This window comes from Modestobacter sp. SYSU DS0657, assembly GCF_054050925.1.
In genome coordinates this window covers 91,913-109,635 of the sequence record NZ_JBJHAG010000007.1, presented here as the reverse complement: position 1 = coordinate 109,635, position 17,723 = coordinate 91,913, and the positions used below count along the sequence as shown (strand labels likewise).

At 74.8% G+C, this 17,723-nt stretch carries 13 protein-coding genes; 8 read left to right on the top strand and 5 right to left on the bottom strand.

What is annotated here, in order from left to right; all coding sequences use genetic code 11:
* Positions 1-47 precede the first annotated feature (47 nt).
* The 4 genes from ACI79A_RS06935 to pabB all read right to left on the bottom strand — a co-directional run bounded on the left by ACI79A_RS06935 (position 48) and on the right by pabB (position 6,047).
* Positions 48-1,361: a glucose-6-phosphate dehydrogenase gene (locus ACI79A_RS06935; RefSeq protein WP_457081349.1), complete on the bottom strand. Its 1,314-nt coding sequence runs from the start codon at positions 1,359-1,361 to the stop codon at positions 48-50.
* Positions 1,358-2,215, bottom strand: coding sequence for an NAD-dependent epimerase/dehydratase family protein (locus ACI79A_RS06930; protein WP_457081347.1), 858 nt, complete (start codon positions 2,213-2,215; stop codon positions 1,358-1,360). Before ACI79A_RS06930 ends, ACI79A_RS06935 begins: the two co-directional genes overlap by 4 nt.
* Before the next feature lie 140 nt (positions 2,216-2,355).
* Positions 2,356-3,990, bottom strand: coding sequence for a glycoside hydrolase family 13 protein (locus ACI79A_RS06925; RefSeq protein WP_457081345.1), 1,635 nt, complete (start codon positions 3,988-3,990; stop codon positions 2,356-2,358).
* A 272-nt stretch (positions 3,991-4,262) separates the two neighbouring features.
* Positions 4,263-6,047 carry an aminodeoxychorismate synthase component I gene (gene pabB / locus ACI79A_RS06920; RefSeq protein WP_457081343.1) on the bottom strand — a complete coding sequence of 595 codons (1,785 nt, stop codon included), beginning with the start codon at positions 6,045-6,047 and terminating at the stop codon, positions 4,263-4,265.
* Between the two features lie 131 nt (positions 6,048-6,178).
* Between pabB and ACI79A_RS06915 the strand changes: the two genes are divergently transcribed.
* The 7 genes from ACI79A_RS06915 (at position 6,179) to ACI79A_RS06885 (ending at position 14,990) form a co-directional block, all read left to right on the top strand.
* Positions 6,179-7,408: an ROK family transcriptional regulator gene (locus ACI79A_RS06915; RefSeq protein ID WP_457081341.1), complete on the top strand. Its 1,230-nt coding sequence runs from the start codon at positions 6,179-6,181 to the stop codon at positions 7,406-7,408.
* Between the two features lie 306 nt (positions 7,409-7,714).
* Positions 7,715-9,292 (top strand): sugar ABC transporter ATP-binding protein, encoded by a 1,578-nt coding sequence (locus tag ACI79A_RS06910; RefSeq protein WP_457081339.1) that lies wholly within the window; start codon positions 7,715-7,717, stop codon positions 9,290-9,292.
* A gap of 79 nt (positions 9,293-9,371) precedes the next feature.
* Positions 9,372-10,538, top strand: coding sequence for an ABC transporter permease (locus tag ACI79A_RS06905; protein WP_457081337.1), 1,167 nt, complete (start codon positions 9,372-9,374; stop codon positions 10,536-10,538).
* Between the two features lie 96 nt (positions 10,539-10,634).
* Positions 10,635-11,690: a substrate-binding domain-containing protein gene (locus ACI79A_RS06900; protein WP_457081335.1), complete on the top strand. Its 1,056-nt coding sequence runs from the start codon at positions 10,635-10,637 to the stop codon at positions 11,688-11,690.
* A 70-nt stretch (positions 11,691-11,760) separates the two neighbouring features.
* On the top strand, positions 11,761-12,960 hold the full coding sequence (locus ACI79A_RS06895; RefSeq protein WP_457081333.1) for a Gfo/Idh/MocA family protein: 1,200 nt from the start codon (positions 11,761-11,763) through the stop codon (positions 12,958-12,960).
* The gene (locus tag ACI79A_RS06890; protein ID WP_457081331.1) at positions 12,960-13,967 is read left to right on the top strand and encodes a sugar phosphate isomerase/epimerase family protein; all 1,008 of its coding nucleotides are present in this window, start codon (positions 12,960-12,962) and stop codon (positions 13,965-13,967) included. The genes ACI79A_RS06895 and ACI79A_RS06890 overlap by 1 nt, the downstream gene beginning before the upstream one ends.
* 57 nt (positions 13,968-14,024) lie before the next feature.
* Complete coding sequence (locus tag ACI79A_RS06885; protein ID WP_457081328.1) at positions 14,025-14,990, top strand: serine/threonine dehydratase; 966 nt, start codon at positions 14,025-14,027, stop codon at positions 14,988-14,990.
* Between the two features lie 30 nt (positions 14,991-15,020).
* On the opposite strand, the gene ACI79A_RS06880 is transcribed toward ACI79A_RS06885, so the two are convergent.
* Positions 15,021-16,283 (bottom strand): FAD-binding protein, encoded by a 1,263-nt coding sequence (locus tag ACI79A_RS06880; protein WP_457081326.1) that lies wholly within the window; start codon positions 16,281-16,283, stop codon positions 15,021-15,023.
* 391 nt (positions 16,284-16,674) lie between these two features.
* Here ACI79A_RS06880 and ACI79A_RS06875 point away from each other — a divergent pair, with 391 nt between their 5' ends.
* The gene (locus tag ACI79A_RS06875) at positions 16,675-17,703 is read left to right on the top strand and encodes an LLM class flavin-dependent oxidoreductase (protein ID WP_457081324.1); all 1,029 of its coding nucleotides are present in this window, start codon (positions 16,675-16,677) and stop codon (positions 17,701-17,703) included.
* Positions 17,704-17,723 lie beyond the last annotated feature (20 nt).

The window sequence follows — 17,723 nt, the reverse complement described above, 5'->3', positions numbered from 1 at the left end:
GCACGCGGCGCCGCGCCGGTCGCTGGAGCCCGCCGGTGCCGTGCGGGTCAGCTGTCGGCGCGGGGCCCGGCGGAGCCGGCGGGGTACTCCAGCAGCGGCGGCTCACCGGCGGACCAGGCACGCCGCACCGGGTCGACGAAGCGCCAGGCCTCCTCCGCCTCGGCGGCGCTGACCGCGGTGCGCGTGCCGCCGGAGAGGACGTCGGCGAGCACCGCGCCGTAGGCGGTGCGCTCGCCCGGGGCGTGCACCGCGAACCCGGGGGTGGCCTGGTGCGCGCCGTCCAGGGCGATCTCCAGCCGGTCGTCGGCGACCCGCTCGACCCCCGCCGGGCACTCCGGGGGCGCGGGTGTCCGGAGGTGCAGCTCCACGCGCTTGCGGTCGGCCGCCATCGCCTTGCCGGTGCGCAGCACGAAGCGGGTGCCGGCCCAGCGGGGTGTGTCGACCTCGAGGACCAGTTCGGCGAAGGTCTCGGTGCCGAGGGCCGGGTCGACGCCGTCCGCGGCCACGTAGGCGGGCCCGGCGGGGCCGGCGGTGTAGCGCGCCCGGCGGGTGGCCGTCACCTCGGGCACCCGCACCGACCGGAGCAGGTCCAGCCGCACCCGGTGCAGGTCGTCCTCGGCCGGCGTCGCCGGCAGCTCCATCGCCAGCAGCGTGAGCACCTGGACCAGGTGGTTCTGCAGCACGTCACGCAGTGCACCGGTGCGGTCGTAGAACCCGGCGCGGCCCCCGACGTCCAGCGTCTCCTCCCAGACGACGTCCACGCGGGCGACGTGCTCGGCGCCCCACCGCGCCGCCAGGGCACTGCCCGGCGCGCGCAGCCCGGGCAGTGCGGCCACCGCGGGCATGCCCAGGAAGTGGTCGACCCGGAAGGCGGCCCGCTCGGCGCCGCCGGTCGCCTCGGCCAGCAGCGCGTTCAGCGACCGCGCGTCCGCCAGGTCCCGGCCGAACGGCTTCTCCACCGCGATCCGGCTGCCGGGCGGCAGGCCCGCCGCCCCCAGGGCCCGGACGGCGGCGGGGAACAGCGACGGGGGCAGCGCCAGGTACGCGGCGACCGGACCGGCACCGGGGAACGCGCCGACCGCGGCCGCGACGGTGCCCGGCTCGCCGAGGTCGACCCGGCGGTAGCGGGCGGCCGCCGCCAGGCCCTGCCGGACGGCGGGCGGCACGTCACCGGCGTGCTCGTGCAGCCGGGCGGCGACGTGCTCGGCGAACCGGGCGTCGTCCCAGTCCTGCTCGGCCGCCCCCACGAGCTGCAGGTCCTCGGGCAGCCGCCCGCCCGCGCTCAGCTCGGCGAGCGCAGGCAGCAGGAAGCGGCTGGCGAGGTCGCCGGTGGCGCCGACCAGCAGCAGCCGGGTGATCACCGGGCTCCGGAGTTCCGCCAGGAGTGCTCGGGCTCGAAGCCGAGCAGCCGGCGGGCCTTCTCGATCGACAGCAGCGTCTCGTGCTCGCCCAGCTCCCGGGTCACCGGGACGTCGGGGAAGACCTCGGCGGCCAGCTGCGCCGTCGGCCGGGACATCACCGTGTCGGCGTTGGCGACGATGAACACCTCCGGCCCGGGCAGCCGCTGCTCCAGGGCGCGGCGCACCGCCTGGGCGCCGTCGCGGGCGTCGATGTAGCCCCACAGGTTCCACCGGCGCAGCTGCGGGTCGGCGTCGAAGGCACCGAAGCCCGCGTACTCCTCGGGGTACATCACGTTGCTGAACCGCAGGCCGGTCATCGACAGGTCCGGGTGCCACCGGCACAGCTGCCGGGCCAGCTCCTCCTCCAGGGTCTTCCCCAGCGAGTAGGTGGTGGTCGGCCGCGGCGGGTACTCCTCGTCGACCGGCAGGTACGGCGGCGCCTCGTCGAACGGCAGCCCGAGCACGGTCTCGCTGGAGGCCCACACGATGCTGCGCACGCCCGCGCGCAGCGCCGCCGTGTGGACGTTGTACGACGCCGTCATGTTGTTGGCGAACGTGGTCGCGTTCGGCACCAGCCCCGGCGCCGGGACGGCGGCCAGGTGCACCAGGGCGTCGACCGGACCGTGCTCGTCGAACCCGCTGAGCGCCTCGACGGCCTGGCCGGCGTCGGTCAGGTCGACCACCGCGGACTCGACGTCGGCCCGTGGGCTCGGCACCCGGTCCAGGGCCAGCACGTCCCACCCGTGCTCGACCAGGTGGTCGACCACCACCCTGCCGAGCTTCCCGCTGCTGCCCGTGACCGCGACCCGCGCCATGCACCTCTCCTGTCCTCGGAACCGGCGCTCAGCCTGACCCAGCCCGGCCACGCCCGCAGGCTGAGAGGCGAAGAGAGCTCTGCACCCGGTCCTGGCGCGGGAAGCGGGTGCAGTGCTTCTTCGCCTGAGGAGCAGGCGGGTCAGCCCTCGGCGAGCCAGACGGCGCTGTCGGCGGGCAGCGCGACGCGGCCGGCCGAGCGGCGGACGCGGGTGGTCGAGGCGAGCAGCACCGTCCCCGCCGTGCGCACCAGGGTGGTGCCCGCGCCCATGTTGACCACGCAGCGCACCACCGATCCGTCGGCCGCCGTACAGCGCACGGTGAGCACGTCGCCGCGGGTGCTCACCGTCGCCTCGCCCGCCCCCAGCGCCGGGTGCGCCTCGCGCAGCGCGAGCGCCCGCCGGTAGAGGGTGAGCATCGAGCCGCCGTCGCGGGCCTGCCGGGACACCGCCCACCGCCCCCAGTCCTCCGGGACGGGCAGCCACGGCTGGACGGCGTCGTCGGTCGAGAAGCCCACCCCGGTGGCGTCGTTCCACGGCATCGGGACCCGGCAGCCGTCCCGGCCGGCCCGGGCGCCGCCGCTGCGGTGGAAGATCGGGTCCTGCTTGGCCTCGTCCGGGACGACGGCCTGCGGCAGCCCCAGCTCGTCCCCGGCGTAGACGTAGGCCGAGCCCGGCAGCGCGAGCATGAGCAGCGCCGCCGCCCGGGCCCGCGCGGTGCCGACGTCGCCGCCGCCGAAGCGGGTGACCTGCCGGTCCTTGTCGTGGTTGCCCAGCACCCAGGAGACCGGGGCGCCCACGGCGCCGAAGGCGTCCAGCGCGCTGCGCACGCCGTCGGCGAAGGCCCCGGTCGACCAGGGCGACTTCAGCAGCCGGAAGGAGAACGACTGGTGCATCTCGTCCGGGCGGGAGTACAGCGCCACCTGCTCGAGGTCGGCCAGGCAGACCTCGCCGACCAGCATCGTCCCGGGGTACTCGTCGCAGATCGACCGCCAGCGCCGCCAGACGTCGTGCACCTCGGGCTGGTTCCAGGTCATCGCCTGCTCGGGCCCGTGCCCGAAGAGGGTGGGGGAGTAGGCGCCGGGGTTGTCGCGCAGGCCGGCGTCCTTGAACAGGCCGTAGGCGACGTCCACCCGGAAGCCGCTGACGCCGCGGTCCAGCCAGAAGCGCAGCGTGTGCTCGAAGTCGGCGGCCACGGCCGGGTCGCGCCAGTTCAGGTCGGGCTGCTCGGGGGCGAACAGGTGCAGGTACCAGCGGCCGTCCGGGGTGCGCGACCACGCCGGCCCGCCGAACAGCGACTGCCAGTTGTTCGGCGGCTGCTCCGACGGGGGCGCGAAGTGGTAGCGCGCCGCCTCGGGGGAGCCGGGGTCGGCCAGCGCGGCCCGGAACCACGGGTGCTGGTCCGAGGTGTGGTTCGGGACGACGTCGAGCACCACCCGCAGGCCCAGCTGCCGGGCGTCGGCGACGAGGGCTTCCAGGTCAGCGACGTCGCCGTAGTCCGGGTCCACCGCGCGGTAGTCGCTGATGTCGTAGCCGCCGTCGGCGCCGCCGGAGGGGTAGTGCGGGTTGATCCACAGCGCGTCGACGCCCAGCCAGGACAGGTAGGGCAGCCGGGACCGCAGGCCGGCCAGGTCGCCGATGCCGTCGCCGTTGCTGTCGGCGAAGGAGCGCAGGTAGACCTGGTAGACCACGGCCGAGCGCCACCACGGGTCGGCGGTGAGCTCCGGGGTGATCGTCTGCTGCGTGGAGGTCCGCGCCGTTGCGAGCCGAGCTGCCATGACCCGATCATCGGCAGCTCCTCGCCGCGTCCTCTGTGGCGCGGGTCACGAACATCGGCGGGGAAGTTCGGCGGTTCTCGACAAGGCGGTGCGCTACCGACCCCTGGACCTGCGGCTTCCCCCGCTGCCCGCCGGCATGATCACCCCGGGCCGAGCGGGGTCACCCCGGCCTCCAAGGCGCTCTCCGCTCGGTGATGAGTGGCTGTCGGCGCCCAGCCTGCTCGGCGGTGGGCGGCCCCGAGAGCCGGACGTCCCGGACCCGTGGCCGCTGGTCAGCCGGGGGACGGGGCGTCCACCAGCACCGCGGGGCGCCAACCGCGCAGCGAGCTGACCAGCGCCAGCTCCTCGGCGCCGGCCAGGTCGGCGATCCGCAGCACCCGCTCGCGCAGCACGCCGGCGTCCAGCAGCCGGCCGCGCTCCACCCCGGGCAGGCAGCCGACGTCGACCGGCGGGGTCCACCAGGTGCCCCCGATCCGCACGGCCAGCGATGCGACCGTCGTCTCGGTGACCTCGCCGCGCTCGTTGACCAGCACGACGTCGTCGGCCTCCGGGTGCCGCGCGGCCCGCGCGGTGTACACCTCGCGCCGGGTCGTCTTGTGCTGCAGCCAGCGGCTGCCGGAGTCGACCGGCTCGGGATCGACCGCCAGCCGCACCGGTCCGGACGGCGCCGGCGGCAGGTCGGCGAGCTGCACCGTGACCGCGCCGGCCCGGTCCAGCAGCAGCCGGACCCGCGCCCCCGTGCTCCGTCCGGCCACGGCTCCGGCCACCGCGGCGCGCACCCGGTCCGGGTCGCAGGCGAACCCGAGGAAGGCGGCCGAGTCGGCCAGCCGGGCCAGGTGCCGGTCCAGGTTGCGCACCGCACCGTCGGGGTCCGCAGCGGGCTGGAACGCCATCGTCTCGATGAGCTGGTGCTCGCCGGCCGGCTCGGTCAGCACCGCGGCCTTGGCCCGCACCTCGGCGCGCTCGGCGGCCGGATCCGAGCCCCAGGTGATCCCGCCGCCCACGCCGTAGACCGCCGCGCCGGTGCTCCGGTCGACCACCACCGTGCGGATGGCAACGTTGAACCGGGCCCGGAACGGCGCCCCCGGGGGAGCGACCAGGCCGACCGCACCGCAGTACACCCCGCGCGGTGCCGGCTCGAGCTCGGCGATCAGCTGCATGGTGCGCCGCTTGGGCGCCCCGGTCACCGAACCGCAGGGGAACAGCGCCCGCAGCACGTCGACGAGGCCGACGTCGGCCCGGGTGCGCCCGGTGACCTCCGAGGTCAGCTGCCACACCGTGGGGTAGCGCTCCAGGGCGAAGAGCTCCGGCACCGCCACGCTGCCCACCTCGGCCACCTGGGCGACGTCGTTGCGCAGCAGGTCGACGATCATCAGGTTCTCCGCCTGCTCCTTGGCGCTGGCCCGCAGCGCGGCGGCCTGGACGGCGTCCTCGGCGGTGGTGCGGCCGCGGGCCGCGGTGCCCTTCATCGGCCGGGTGCGCAGCCGTGCGCCGTCCCACTCGAAGAACAACTCGGGGCTGGCGCTGGCGATCACGAAGCGGCCGAGGTCCAGGAACGCGTTGTAGGCGCCCCGCTGGGCCAGCGCCAGGTCGGCGTAGAGGCGCTCGGGGTCACCGACGTCGCGCGCGCGCAGCCGGTCGGTGAGGTTGCACTGGTAGGTCTCGCCGGCGGCGATGTGCTCGCGGACGGCGGCCACCGCGGCGGCGTGCTCGTCGTCGGTCCAGTCCGGTGCCCAGTGCGCGGGCGGCCGCTCCCCGGGCGACGGTGCGACCGGCGGCACCACCTCGGGGGCGCCGCAGAGACCGAACCAGGCCAGCGGCAGGCCGTCGCCGGTGGGCGGGGCCACGGGCAGCGCGGGGTCCAGGCCGGCGGCCGCCTCGTAGGCCAGGTAGCCGAACGCCCAGCTCCCGGCCGCTGTCGCCCGCTCCACCTCGGCCAGCACACCGGCCACCTGATCGGCCCGCTCGGCGACCAGCACCCGGTCCGGGGGCGGGCAGCGCAGCGCGGTGCCGGCGACCAGGTCGTCGAACCGGGCGCCCGGCGCGGTCGCGGTCACGGCTGCCCTCCTGGAGACGACGTCGGTGTCCCGGTGATCTTCGCCCACCGGCCCCCGTGGTCGGGACCGGGTGTGCCGAACCGGTCGCTCGGAGGGGTCGGCCACGGCTCCGGCGTGCGACGATGGCGGCCGTGGCGCACCCCTCTGCCTCGGCCGGCGCACTGCTGCGGCACGTGCGCGCCGGCCGGGCGCGGAGCCGGGCGGAGCTGGTCGCGCTCACCGGGGCGGCCCGCAACACGGTGAGCGCGCGCGTCGACCAGCTGATCGCCGCCAACCTGCTGGAGGAGGGCGGCCGCGGCTGGTCCACCGGCGGCCGGCCGCCCACCCTGCTCCGCTTCAACAGCCGCGCGGGGTGCGTGCTCGCCGTCGACCTCGGGGTCACCAGCGTCGACGTCGCGGTCACCGACCTGTCCGCGCAGATCCTGGCCACCGTCGGGCACCCGATCGACATCGGCGAGGGGCCCGGCCCGGTGCTGGCCGAGGTCGACCGGCTGGCGCAGCAGGTGCTCGCCGAGGCCGGGCTGTCGACCGAGGACGTCTGCGCGATCGGCATCGGGGTGCCCGGCCCGGTCGAGTTCTCCACCGGCCGGCCGGTGCACCCGCCGATCATGCCCGGCTGGCACGACTTCTCCATCCCCGGCGCCTTCGCCCGGTACGACTGCCCGGTCTTCGCCGACAACGACGTCAACGTGATGGCGCTGGGCGAGATGGGCGTCGCCGGGTCGGACGAGGACGTGCTGGTCGTCAAGGTCGGCACCGGCATCGGCTGCGGCATCGTCGTCGACGGCCAGGTCTACCGCGGGGCGCAGGGCAGCGCCGGGGACATCGGGCACATCTCGGTGCCCCCACCCGGTGGGCGCCCGGTGGTCTGCCGCTGCGGCAACGAGAACTGCCTGGAGGCGATCGCCGGCGGCGGGGCGCTGCTGCGCGACGCGATCGCGGCCGGCCTGCCGGCCAGCACGACCCGGGAGCTGGTGCAGCTGGCGGCCCACGGCGACGGGCCCGCGCTGGAGCTGGTGCGCAACGCGGGGCGGACCATCGGCACGGTGCTGGCCAGCCTGGTCAACTTCTTCAACCCGCACCGGATCGTGATGACCGGCGGGGTGGCCCAGGCCGGGCCGCCGCTGCTGGCCGGGATCCGGGAGGCTGTCTACGGCCGGTCGCTGCCGCTGGCGGCCCGCACGCTGGAGATCACGGTCAGCGACGCGCCGGACCTCTCCGGCCGGCTGGGTGCCGCGCTGATGGCGATCGAGGGCTTCCTGGACGAGGAGTCCGTCTACGAGTCGGCCCGCAGCGACATCCCGGTGGCCGGCCTCCCAGTCGCCCCGGTGCCGGCAGTCGGCACCCCGTCCGCCGGCTGAGCCCCGCCCCCTGAGCCGCCCCCTGAGCCCCTGCCCGCGCGCCGCCCGCAGCGGGCGAGTAGCCGCCGGGGACTGCGCGCCGCGTACCCGCTCCCCGCCAGGAAGGGCACCGGGCGCCCAGGGCTGCGCCTCGCGGGCGCCTGCCCACCGCTCCGTGGTTGCGGTTCGGTAACGCGCGACCGCGGCCTTGACCCCTGTGTGACCCCAACCATAGTCTCCTGTTGCGCGTACTTCTGTTCACCGTTGAGCAAAAGTCAGGAGATACCCGATGACCGTCGTCCGGTTCCCCGCTCCGGGGACGCCCGCGTGAACGCGCCCGCCGCACCACCGCGGACGCCGCTCCGGGAGGACCCGCTGCTGGAGATGCGCGGCATCGTCAAGCAGTTCCCGGGTGTCCGGGCCCTGGACGGCGTCGACCTCGACGTCCGCGCCGGGGAGGTGCACTGCCTGCTCGGCCAGAACGGCGCCGGCAAGTCGACCCTGATCAAGGTGCTGGCCGGCGCCCACCAGCCCGACGAGGGCGAGATCCGCTGGGACGGCGAGCCGATCACCCTGGGCGACCCTCAGGCCGCGATGAGCCGGGGCATCGCGACGATCTACCAGGAGCTCGACCTGGTCGCCGGCCTGACCGTCGCCGACAACGTCTTCCTCGGCCGGGAGCGTTCCCGGCTGGGCCTCACCCGGCCGGCCCAGGCGAACCGGGCCGCCGGTGAGCTGCTCGCCCGGCTCGGGCACCCGGAGATCCGGCCCACCGCCGAGGTCGGCTCGCTGTCGGCAGCTGCCCAGCAGATGGTCAGCATGGCCCGCGCGCTGTCCCAGGACGCCCGGCTGATCGTCATGGACGAGCCCTCCGCGGTGCTCGACGGCGAAGAGGTCGACCACCTGTTCCAGGTCGTCCGCGACCTCACCGCCGACGGCGTCGCCGTCGTCTACATCTCCCACCGGCTGGAGGAGATCCGCGAGGTCGGCGACCGGATCACCGTGCTCAAGGACGGCCGGACGGTGGCCACCGGGCTGCCGGCGCGGGAGACCTCCACCGGCGAGGTCATCACGCTGATGACCGGCCGCACGATCGAGTACGTCTTCCCGGAGCGCCGCGAGTCCGCCGGCCAGACCGCCGAGCCGGTGCTGGAGGTGCGCGACCTGTCGCTCGCCGGCACGTTCAGCGCCGTCTCCTTCGATGTCCGGCCGGGGGAGGTGCTCGGCCTGGCCGGGCTCGTCGGCTCCGGCCGGTCGGAGATCCTCGAGACGATCTACGGCGCCCGGCGGGCCACCACCGGCACGGTGCACGTCGCCGGACGCCGGCTGCGGCCCGGCGACGTCGCGGCCGCCGTCGGCGCGGGGGTCGGGCTGGCGCCGGAGGAGCGCAAGAGCCAGGGCCTGCTGCTGGGTGAGCCGATCTACCGCAACATCACGCTGTCCAGCCTGGCCCGGTTCGCCCGCGGCGGCTTCCTGGGCGGAGGGCCGGAGCGGAAGGCCGCGCGCGACCAGGCCGAGGCGCTGGACCTGCGGCCGGTCGACGTCGACCGCGAGGTCCGCACCCTCTCCGGCGGCAACCAGCAGAAGGTCGTGCTGGCCCGCTGGCTGCTCCGGGACTGCAGGGTGCTGTTGCTCGACGAGCCCACCCGGGGCGTCGACGTCGGGGCGCGCTCGGAGATCTACGCGCTGATCCGGGCGCTGGCCGACCGCGGGGTCGCCGTGGTCGTCGTCTCCAGCGAGATCCCGGAGGTGCTCGGCCTCGCCGACGAGGTGCTGGTGGTGGCCGACGGCGCCGTCATCGCCCGCCGTCCGGCCGACGAGCTCGACGAGCACCAGGTGCTCGACATGGTCATGGAAGGAGCGGCCCCGACCTCGGGTGCCGCACGCGAAGGGGACGTGGCGTGATGACGGTTGACGGAGCATCGCAGCGAGGGACGAGCGAGGAGCGGACGGCGGCCGGAGTCGCGCCCGGAGGTGTGGCGTGATGAGCGAGACCACCACTGCGGCACCACCGTCGGGCAGTGCGGCCGGCGCCGAGGACGGCGGCCGCGGCAAGGGCCCGGGCCTGCTCGCCGGCCCGCTGGGGCGCAACCTCGGGCTGGTCGTGGCCCTGGTGCTGCTCTGCATCGTCGGCGCCGTCACCGCGCCCGGGCGCTTCGTCGACGTCGACAACGTGCTGACGATCCTGCGGCTGGCCGCCGTCGTCGGCGTGGTCAGCGTCGGGATGACGTTCGTGATCATCGGCGGCGGCATCGACCTGTCGGTGGGGGCGCTGGTCGCGCTGTCCTCGGTCTGGGCGACGACGCTGGCCACCCAGGCGATGGCCGCGGACTTCCACTGGATCGTCATGGTCGGCACCGCGATCCTGGTCGGCGCCGGTGCCGGACTGGTCAACGGCATCGTCATCGCGTACGGGAAGCTGGTCGCCTTCATCGCCACCCTGGCGATGCTCGCGGCCGCCCGAGGCCTGGCCGAGATCATCGCCAACCGGCGCACCCAGATCGTCCAGGACCGCGGGTTCATCGAGTTCTTCGGCGGCGACGTCCTCGGCATCCCCACCCTGGTGATCATTTTCGCCCTGGTCGCCGCGGCCGGCTGGGTGCTGCTCAACCGCACCACGTTCGGCCGCCGCACCTTCGCCGTCGGCGGCAACGCCGAGGCCGCCCGGCTGGCCGGCATCCGGGTGCAGCGGCACACCGTCTGGCTGTACGTGCTGTCCGGCGTCACCTGCGGCATCGCCGCGGTGATGCTGATGGCCCGGACGACGACCGGCAGCTCCACCCACGGCACCCTGCTGGAACTGGACGCGATCGCCGCCGTCGTGATCGGCGGGACGCTGCTGGTCGGCGGGCGCGGCACCATCGTCGGCACCGTCCTGGGCGTGCTGATCTTCACCACGCTCGGCAACGTCTTCACGCTGAACAACCTGTCCAGCTCGGCACAGGCCGTGGCCCGCGGCGTGATCATCGTGCTCGCCGTGCTGCTGCAGCAGCGGCTGGCCGCCGGCGGGGCGCGTCCCCGCAAGAAGGCCCGCGGCGGCGGTGCCGCGGCGCCCGGCAACCCGGCCGGCGCCCTGCCCGGCGGCTCGGCCGCCGCCGGTGGGCCGGCCGGCGCCCGCCCCGGCGACTCCGGCGGCCGCCCGCCGGCCTGACCCCGCCCCACGACCACCGGCAGGCCACCCGGCCCGCCGGCGCACCACCCGACTCCCTGGCGGCGCAGCCAGGGCGGCGATCAGCGAGGAGAGAACATGTCTGCAACGAAGCAGCGTCCGTACGGTCGCCTGCTGTCCACCGCCGTCTGCCTGGTCGGCGCCGGTGCCCTGGTGGCCGGCTGCACCAGCAACACCCCGGAGAGCTCCGGCTCCTCCGACGGCGGCAGCAACGTCGCCAGCTCGAACGACGAGACCGGCGAGACGGTCCGGATCGGCTTCTCCGCGCCGGCCGCCGACCACGGCTGGATGGCCGGCATCAGCAATGCCGCCCAGGCCGAGGCCGACCGGCACGAGGACGTCGACCTGATCGTCGCCGAGGGCACCAACGACGTCAGCGCGCAGATCGCCCAGGTCGAAACGTTCATCAACGAGGGCGTCGACGCGATCGTGCTCCTGCCCTTCGACGGCGCCGCGCTGACCCCGGTCGCGCTGCGGGCGATGGAGGCCGGCATCCCGGTGATCAACGTCGACCGGGAGTTCTCCAGCCCGTTCGCCGCCCGGGCCACCATCCTGGGCGACAACTACGGGATGGGCGTCTCCGCCGGCACCTACATCTGCTCCCGGCTGGGCGACCAGCCCGACGCCGTGGTCGCCGAGATCGCCGGTATTGACTCGCTGCCGCTCACCCAGGAGCGCAGCCAGGGCTTCGCCGACGCGCTCGCCGACTGCGGCCTGGACGTCGACAACCGGGTGGCCGCGGAGTTCACCGTCGAGTCCGGCGAGGAGGCGGCGGCGAACCTGCTGCAGGCCGCCCCGGAGATCGACGCGCTGTGGAACCACGACGACGACCAGGGCGTCGGCGTGCTGGCCGCGATCAACAACGCCGGCCGCGACGAGTTCTTCATGGTCGGCGGGGCCGGTTCGGCCAACGCGATGCGGGACATCCAGTCCGGTGACTCGGTGCTGGAGGCGACCGTCATCTACCCGGCGACCCAGGCCGCCGACGGCATCTCGCTGGCCCGGCTGATCGCCCAGGACAAGAGCCTGTCCGACCTGGTGTCCCAGGAGGTGCCGCGGGAGATCGTGCTCAACGCGCCGGTGGTCACCAGCGAGAACGTCGACCAGTACATCGACGACGCGTTCGAGTCCTGACCGCATCCCAGGTGCCGCCGGTGACCACCTCCGGTCACCGGCGGCACCGGTCCCATCCCTGGAGCCTGCAATGACCCACCCCGCCCGGCCGCCGTTGCGCGTCGGCCTCATCGGCTACGCCTTCATGGGCGCCGCCCACTCCCACGCCTGGCGCACCGCGTCACGCTTCTTCGACCTCCCGCTGGATCCTCAGCTGACCGTGCTCGCCGGCCGGGATGCCGCCCGCGTCGCCGAGGCCGCCGACAAGCTCGGCTGGTCGTCGACCGAGACCGACTGGCGCCGGCTCCTCGAGCGCGACGACGTCGACCTGGTCGACATCTGCACCCCCGGCGACACCCACGCCGAGATGGCGATCGCCGCGCTGGCCGCCGGCAAGCACGTGCTGTGCGAGAAGCCGCTGGCCAACTCCGTGGCCGAGGCCGAGGCGATGGCCGCCGCGGCCGAGCGGGCCGCCGCCTCCGGCGTCCGCGCGATGGTCGGGTTCACCTACCGCCGGGTGCCCGCGATCGCCTTCGCCCGGCAGCTGGTCGCCGACGGGCGGCTGGGGGAGATCCGGCACGTGCGCGCCCAGTACCTGCAGGACTGGATCGCCGACCCCGCCGCCCCGATGTCCTGGCGGCTGCAGAAGGAGAAGGCCGGCTCCGGCGCGCTCGGCGACATCGGCGCGCACATCGTCGACCTCACCCAGTTCATCACCGGCGAGCGGCTCACCGGGGTCAGCGCGCTGCTGGAGACGTTCGTCCGCAAGCGCCCGCTGCCGGCCAGCAGCGGCAAGCTGGGCGGCGTCGGGGGCGAGGGCATGGGCGAGGTCACCGTGGACGACGCCGCGGTGTTCCTCGGCCGGTTCACCGGAGGAGCGCTGGCCACCTTCGAGGCGACCCGCTTCGCGCTGGGTCGCAAGAACGCCATCCGGATCGAGGTCAACGGCTCGGCCGGCAGCCTGGCCTTCGACTTCGAGGACATGAACGTCCTGCACTTCTTCGACGGCGCCGAGCCGGCGGCCACCGCGGGCTTCCGCCGGATCGTGGTCACCGAGCCCGAGCACCCCTACATCGGCGCCTGGTGGCCGGCCGGGCACGGGCTGGGCTACGAGCACGGCTTCACCCACCAGGTCGTCGACCTGGTCACCGCGCTGGCCGCCGGTGAGCAGCCCACGCCGTCGTTCGCCGACGGCCTGCAGGTGCAGCGGGTGCTCGCCGCCGTCGAGCAGAGCGCTGCCGACCGTTCCACCTGGACCGAGATCGCCACCGACCACCCGGGAGAGAACTGATGCCCCGCCCCGTCACCCTGTTCACCGGCCAGTGGGCCGACCTGCCGTTCGAGGAGGTGTGCCGCCTCGCCTCCGGCTGGGGGTACGACGGCCTGGAGATCGCCTGCTGGGGCGACCACCTCGACGTCGCCCGGGCCGCCGAGGACGACTCCTACGTGCGTGACCGGCTCGACCTGCTGGAGCGGCACGGCCTGCAGGTGTTCGCGATCTCCAACCACCTCAACGGCCAGGCCGTCTGCGACGACCCCATCGACGAGCGGCACCGCGGCATGGTGCACCCCCGGGTGTGGGGCGACGGCGACCCCGAGGGCGTGCGGCAGCGGGCGGCGGAGGAGATGAAGCTCACCGCCCGGGCCGCGCGGGCGCTCGGTGTGGACGTCGTCGTCGGCTTCACCGGCTCGAAGATCTGGAAGACCGTGGCGATGTTCCCGCCGGTGCCCGAGTCGATGATCGACGACGGGTACGCCGACTTCGCCGCCCGCTGGAACCCGATCCTGGACGTGTTCGACGAGGTCGGGGTGAAGTTCGCGCACGAGGTGCACCCCTCGGAGATCGCCTACGACTACTGGACGACGGTGCGGGCACTCGAGGCGATCGGGCACCGCGAGGCGTTCGGGCTGAACTGGGATCCGTCGCACTTCGTCTGGCAGGACCTGGACCCGGTCGGCTTCCTCTGGGACTTCAAGGACCGGATCTACCACGTCGACTGCAAGGACGCGAAGCGCCAGGTGGGCAACGGCCGCAACGGCCGGATGGGATCGCACCTGCCCTGGGCCGACCCGCGGCGCGGCTGGGACTTCGTCTCCACCGGCCACGGCGACGTCCCGTGGGAGGCGTGCTTCCGGATGCTGAACACCATCGGCTACGCCGGGCCGATCTCGGTGGAGTGGGAGGACGCTGGGATGGACCGGCTGGTCGGGGCACCGGAGGCGTTGGCGTTCGTCCGCCGGCTCGCCTTCGACCCGCCCGCTGCCGCCTTCGACTCGGCGTTCGCCAGCGGGAACTGAGCCGTCCGTGTCCCCGGTCCCCGCGAGGGCTGGGGACACGGATCTAGCCTCGTCGGCGTGACAGCCGAGGAGATCACCCTGCCCGCACCGGTCACCCGGGCGGAGGTCGAGGCGGCCGGCGTCCGGCTCGGCGGGTGGGTCCGGCGCACCCCGACCATCGTCTGGGAGGTGCCGCTGGCCGGCCGCCGGCTGCCGGTGGTGCTCAAGCTGGAGCAGCTGCAGCACACCGGGTCGTTCAAGGCCCGCGGCGCGTTCCACCGGCTCCTGGCCGTGCCCGAGCTGCCGGAGCTGGTGGTGACCGCGTCGGGGGGCAACCACGGCCTGGCGGTCGCGCACGCCGCTCGCGAGCTCGGCGTCCCGGCCGAGGTCTACGTGCCCGAGACCGCACCGCCGGTGAAGGTCGCCGGCATCCGGCAGCGTGGCGCGACCGCGGTGCTCGCCGGCTCCTCCTACGCCGAGGCGGCCGCGGCGAGCAGCGCCCGGGCGTCGGCACCGGGCGCGCTGTACGTGCACGCCTACGACGACCGGGACGTCGTCGCCGGGCAGGGCACCGTCGCCAGGGAGCTGGCCGGGCAGGCACCCGACCTGGACACCGTGCTGGTGGCGACCGGCGGCGGTGGGCTGATCGGCGGCATGGCGGCGTTCTACGCCGGGTCGGTCCGGGTCGTGTCGGTCGAGACGCGCGGGACCCCGACCATGTCGGCCGCGCTGGCCGCCGGGCGCCCGGTCGACGTCGAGGTCTCCGGGCTGGCCGCGGACTCCCTGGGCGCCCGGCGGATCGGCGGGCACGGGTTCAGCACCGCGCTGGCCACCGGGGTGCAGTCGGTGCTGGTCGACCCCGACGCCGTCCGGGCCGCCCGGCACCTGCTCTGGCAGGACCTGCACGTCGCCGCCGAGCCCGGCGGTGCCACCGCGCTGGCGGCGCTGCTCGCCGGTGCCTACGTGCCGGCGGCGGGGGAGCGGGTCGGCGTCGTCGTCTGCGGCGCCAACGCCGACCCGGCCGACCTGGGCACCGGCGCCTGAGCCGCTCCGCGCGACCTGCTCCCGGCCGGCTCAGCCGGCGACGTACCGCTCGAACCAGTCGTTGCGGAAGGCGCCGCGGGGGTCCAGCCGCTCGACGAGCGACACGAAGTCGCCGTGCCGCGGATAGCGGGCGGCGATCGTCGCGGCGTCGGCGAGGAAGAGCTTGCCCCAGTGCGGTCGGGGGCCGAACGGCTCCAAGGCCGCTTCCAGGTGCACCAGCAGCTCCTCGACGGCGGCCTGGTGGGGCAGCCACGTGAAGTGGAGGCCGACGCTGGGCTCGTCGTGGGCGGTGCTCATCCAGAGGTCGTCGGCGGCGATGGTGCGGATCTCGCAGGTCTGCAGCAGCGGGCGGATCCGGTCGCCGAGCGAGCGCACCGCGTCGATCGCCGCCACCGCGTGCCGGTGCGGCACCAGGTACTCGGACTGGATCTCGTCGCCGTTGCTCGGGGTGAAGCCCATCCGGAAGTGCGGCAGCCGGTCCGACCACGGCCCGGGCACCCCCTGCTGCAGGGTCGCCGGGCCGGACGGCAGTCCGGGGATCGGGTGCCGCTCCCCGTCGGCCTCCACTGCACCGAACAGCTCGCCCGCGGGGCCCTCGCCGGCGTCGGTGCGGGACTTCACCCAGGCCATGTCCACCGCGTCGCCGAAGAGGGTGAAGAGGCTGACGCTGTACCCGGCCGACATCACCTCGTCGAACCGCTCGGCCAGGGTCGTCCAGGGCAGCCCCTCGAACACCCGCTGCCGCACCTCGAAGGCTGGCTCGACGTCGAGCGTGACGCGGGTGACCGCCCCCAGCGCGCCGAGGCCGACGACCATGCCGGCGAAGTCGGCGTCACCTCGGGCCGCCTGCACCACCTCGCCGGTGGAGGTGACCAGCTCCAGCCCGGCCACCGCCGCGGCGAGGTTGCGGTTGGCGACGCCCGACCCGTGCGTGGCGGTGGCCACCGCGCCGGCCACCGAGATGTGGGGGAGCGAGGCCAGGTTGTGCAGCGCCAGGCCCTGCTCGCGCAGCACCTCGGTCAGCTGGCCGTAGCGGACGCCGCCGTCGACGGTGATCGTGCGCCGGTCGGGCGAGACGACGGCGGTGCCGGTCACCGCCTCCAGGGAGAGCAGCTCGGCGGAGTCGGCGACGTCGGTGAAGGAGTGCCGCGAGCCCAGCACCCGCACCCGGGGTGCGGCGGCCACGGTCTCCTGCACCTCCTCGACGCTCGACGGGCGGTGCAGGCGGGTGGCGCGGTAGGTGTAGTTGCCGGCCCAGTTGCGGGCCGCGGTCAGTTCCGCCGTGTCGGTCACGCCCCAGTGTCCCGCAGCCCCGGGCCGGCCGCCCGGGAACCGGTCGAGCGACGTGCACCCCCTTCGACACCGTCGCGGCCGACACCGGGGAGTCATGGTGCGGGACCTGGTCGAGGAGTTCACCGGCGTCCAGCGCGCGGTGCTGCACCGCGGGAGCGCGGGGGTCGCCGTCGTCCTGCCGGTCACCTCGATGTACCAGTGGCGCAGCCGCTCCGGGTCGGGGACCTCCGGCCCGGTGGCGTCCTCCGGGGCGCGGGCGAGGAGGTGGTGGCGGCCGAGGGGGAGTGTCCGGGAGGCTGACGCCCGGCCGCGGAACGTGCGGTCTGGTTCACTGTGGTTGAACGTTGAACCTGATCGGTCCGGTCCGCTGCCCCACCCACCTGGAGGACCCGTGCACCTCGGCGTCGACAGCTTCGTCTCGGCCGTCACCGACCCCTCGACCGAGCGCCTCATCGGCCCCGAGGAGCGGATGGAGCACCTGCTGGAGGAGATCGCCCTCGCCGACCAGGTGGGGCTGCACTCCTTCGGCATCGGTGAGCACCACCGGGCCGAGTACTACGACTCCGCGCCCCCGGTCATCCTCGCCGCGGCCGCGGCCCGCACCTCGCGGATCCGGCTAGGCAGCGCGGTCGCCGTGCTCAGCGCCGCCGACCCGGTGCGGGTGTTCCAGCAGTTCGCCACGCTCGACCTGATCGCCAAGGGGCGGATCGACCTGGTGGTCGGGCGCGGGTCGTTCACCGAGGCGTTCCCGCTGTTCGGGCTCAGCCTGGCCGACTACGACGAGCTGTTCGAGGAGAAGCTGGACCTGCTGCTGCGGATCCGCGACTCCGAGCACGTCACCTGGTCCGGCCGGCACCGCCCCGCGCTCACCGGGCAGGGCGTCTACCCCCGCCCGCTGCAGGACCCGCTGCCCATCTGGGTCGGCGTCGGCGGGACGCCGGAGTCCTTCGTCCGGGCCGGGCTGCTGGGGTTGCCGCTGATGGTGGCGATCATCGGCGGGGAACCCCGTCAGTTCGCGCCGCTGGTCGACCTCTACCGGCGGGCCGGCGCCCAGGCCGGGCACGCCCCCGAGACCCTGCAGGTGGGGCTGCACGTGTTCGGGTACGTCGCCGAGAGCACCCAGGCGGCCGCGGACACCATCTACCCCGGCTGGCACCAGATGTTCACCTCGGTCTCCCGCGAGCGCGGCTTCGCCCCGCCGACCCGCGCCCAGTTCGACGCCACCAGCGGCCCGAACGGCGCCTTCTTCATGGGCGATCCCGACACGGTGGCCGACAAGCTGGTGCGGGTCTCCGAGCAGCTGGGTGGGGTGCAGCGGATCTCGCTGCAGATGACCAACCCGCGGCTGGCGCACGCCGACCTGCTGCGCGGCATCGAGCTGCTGGGCACCGAGGTCGCGCCGAGGGTGGCCACGGCCTGACCGGTCGCGGTTCGACCGGT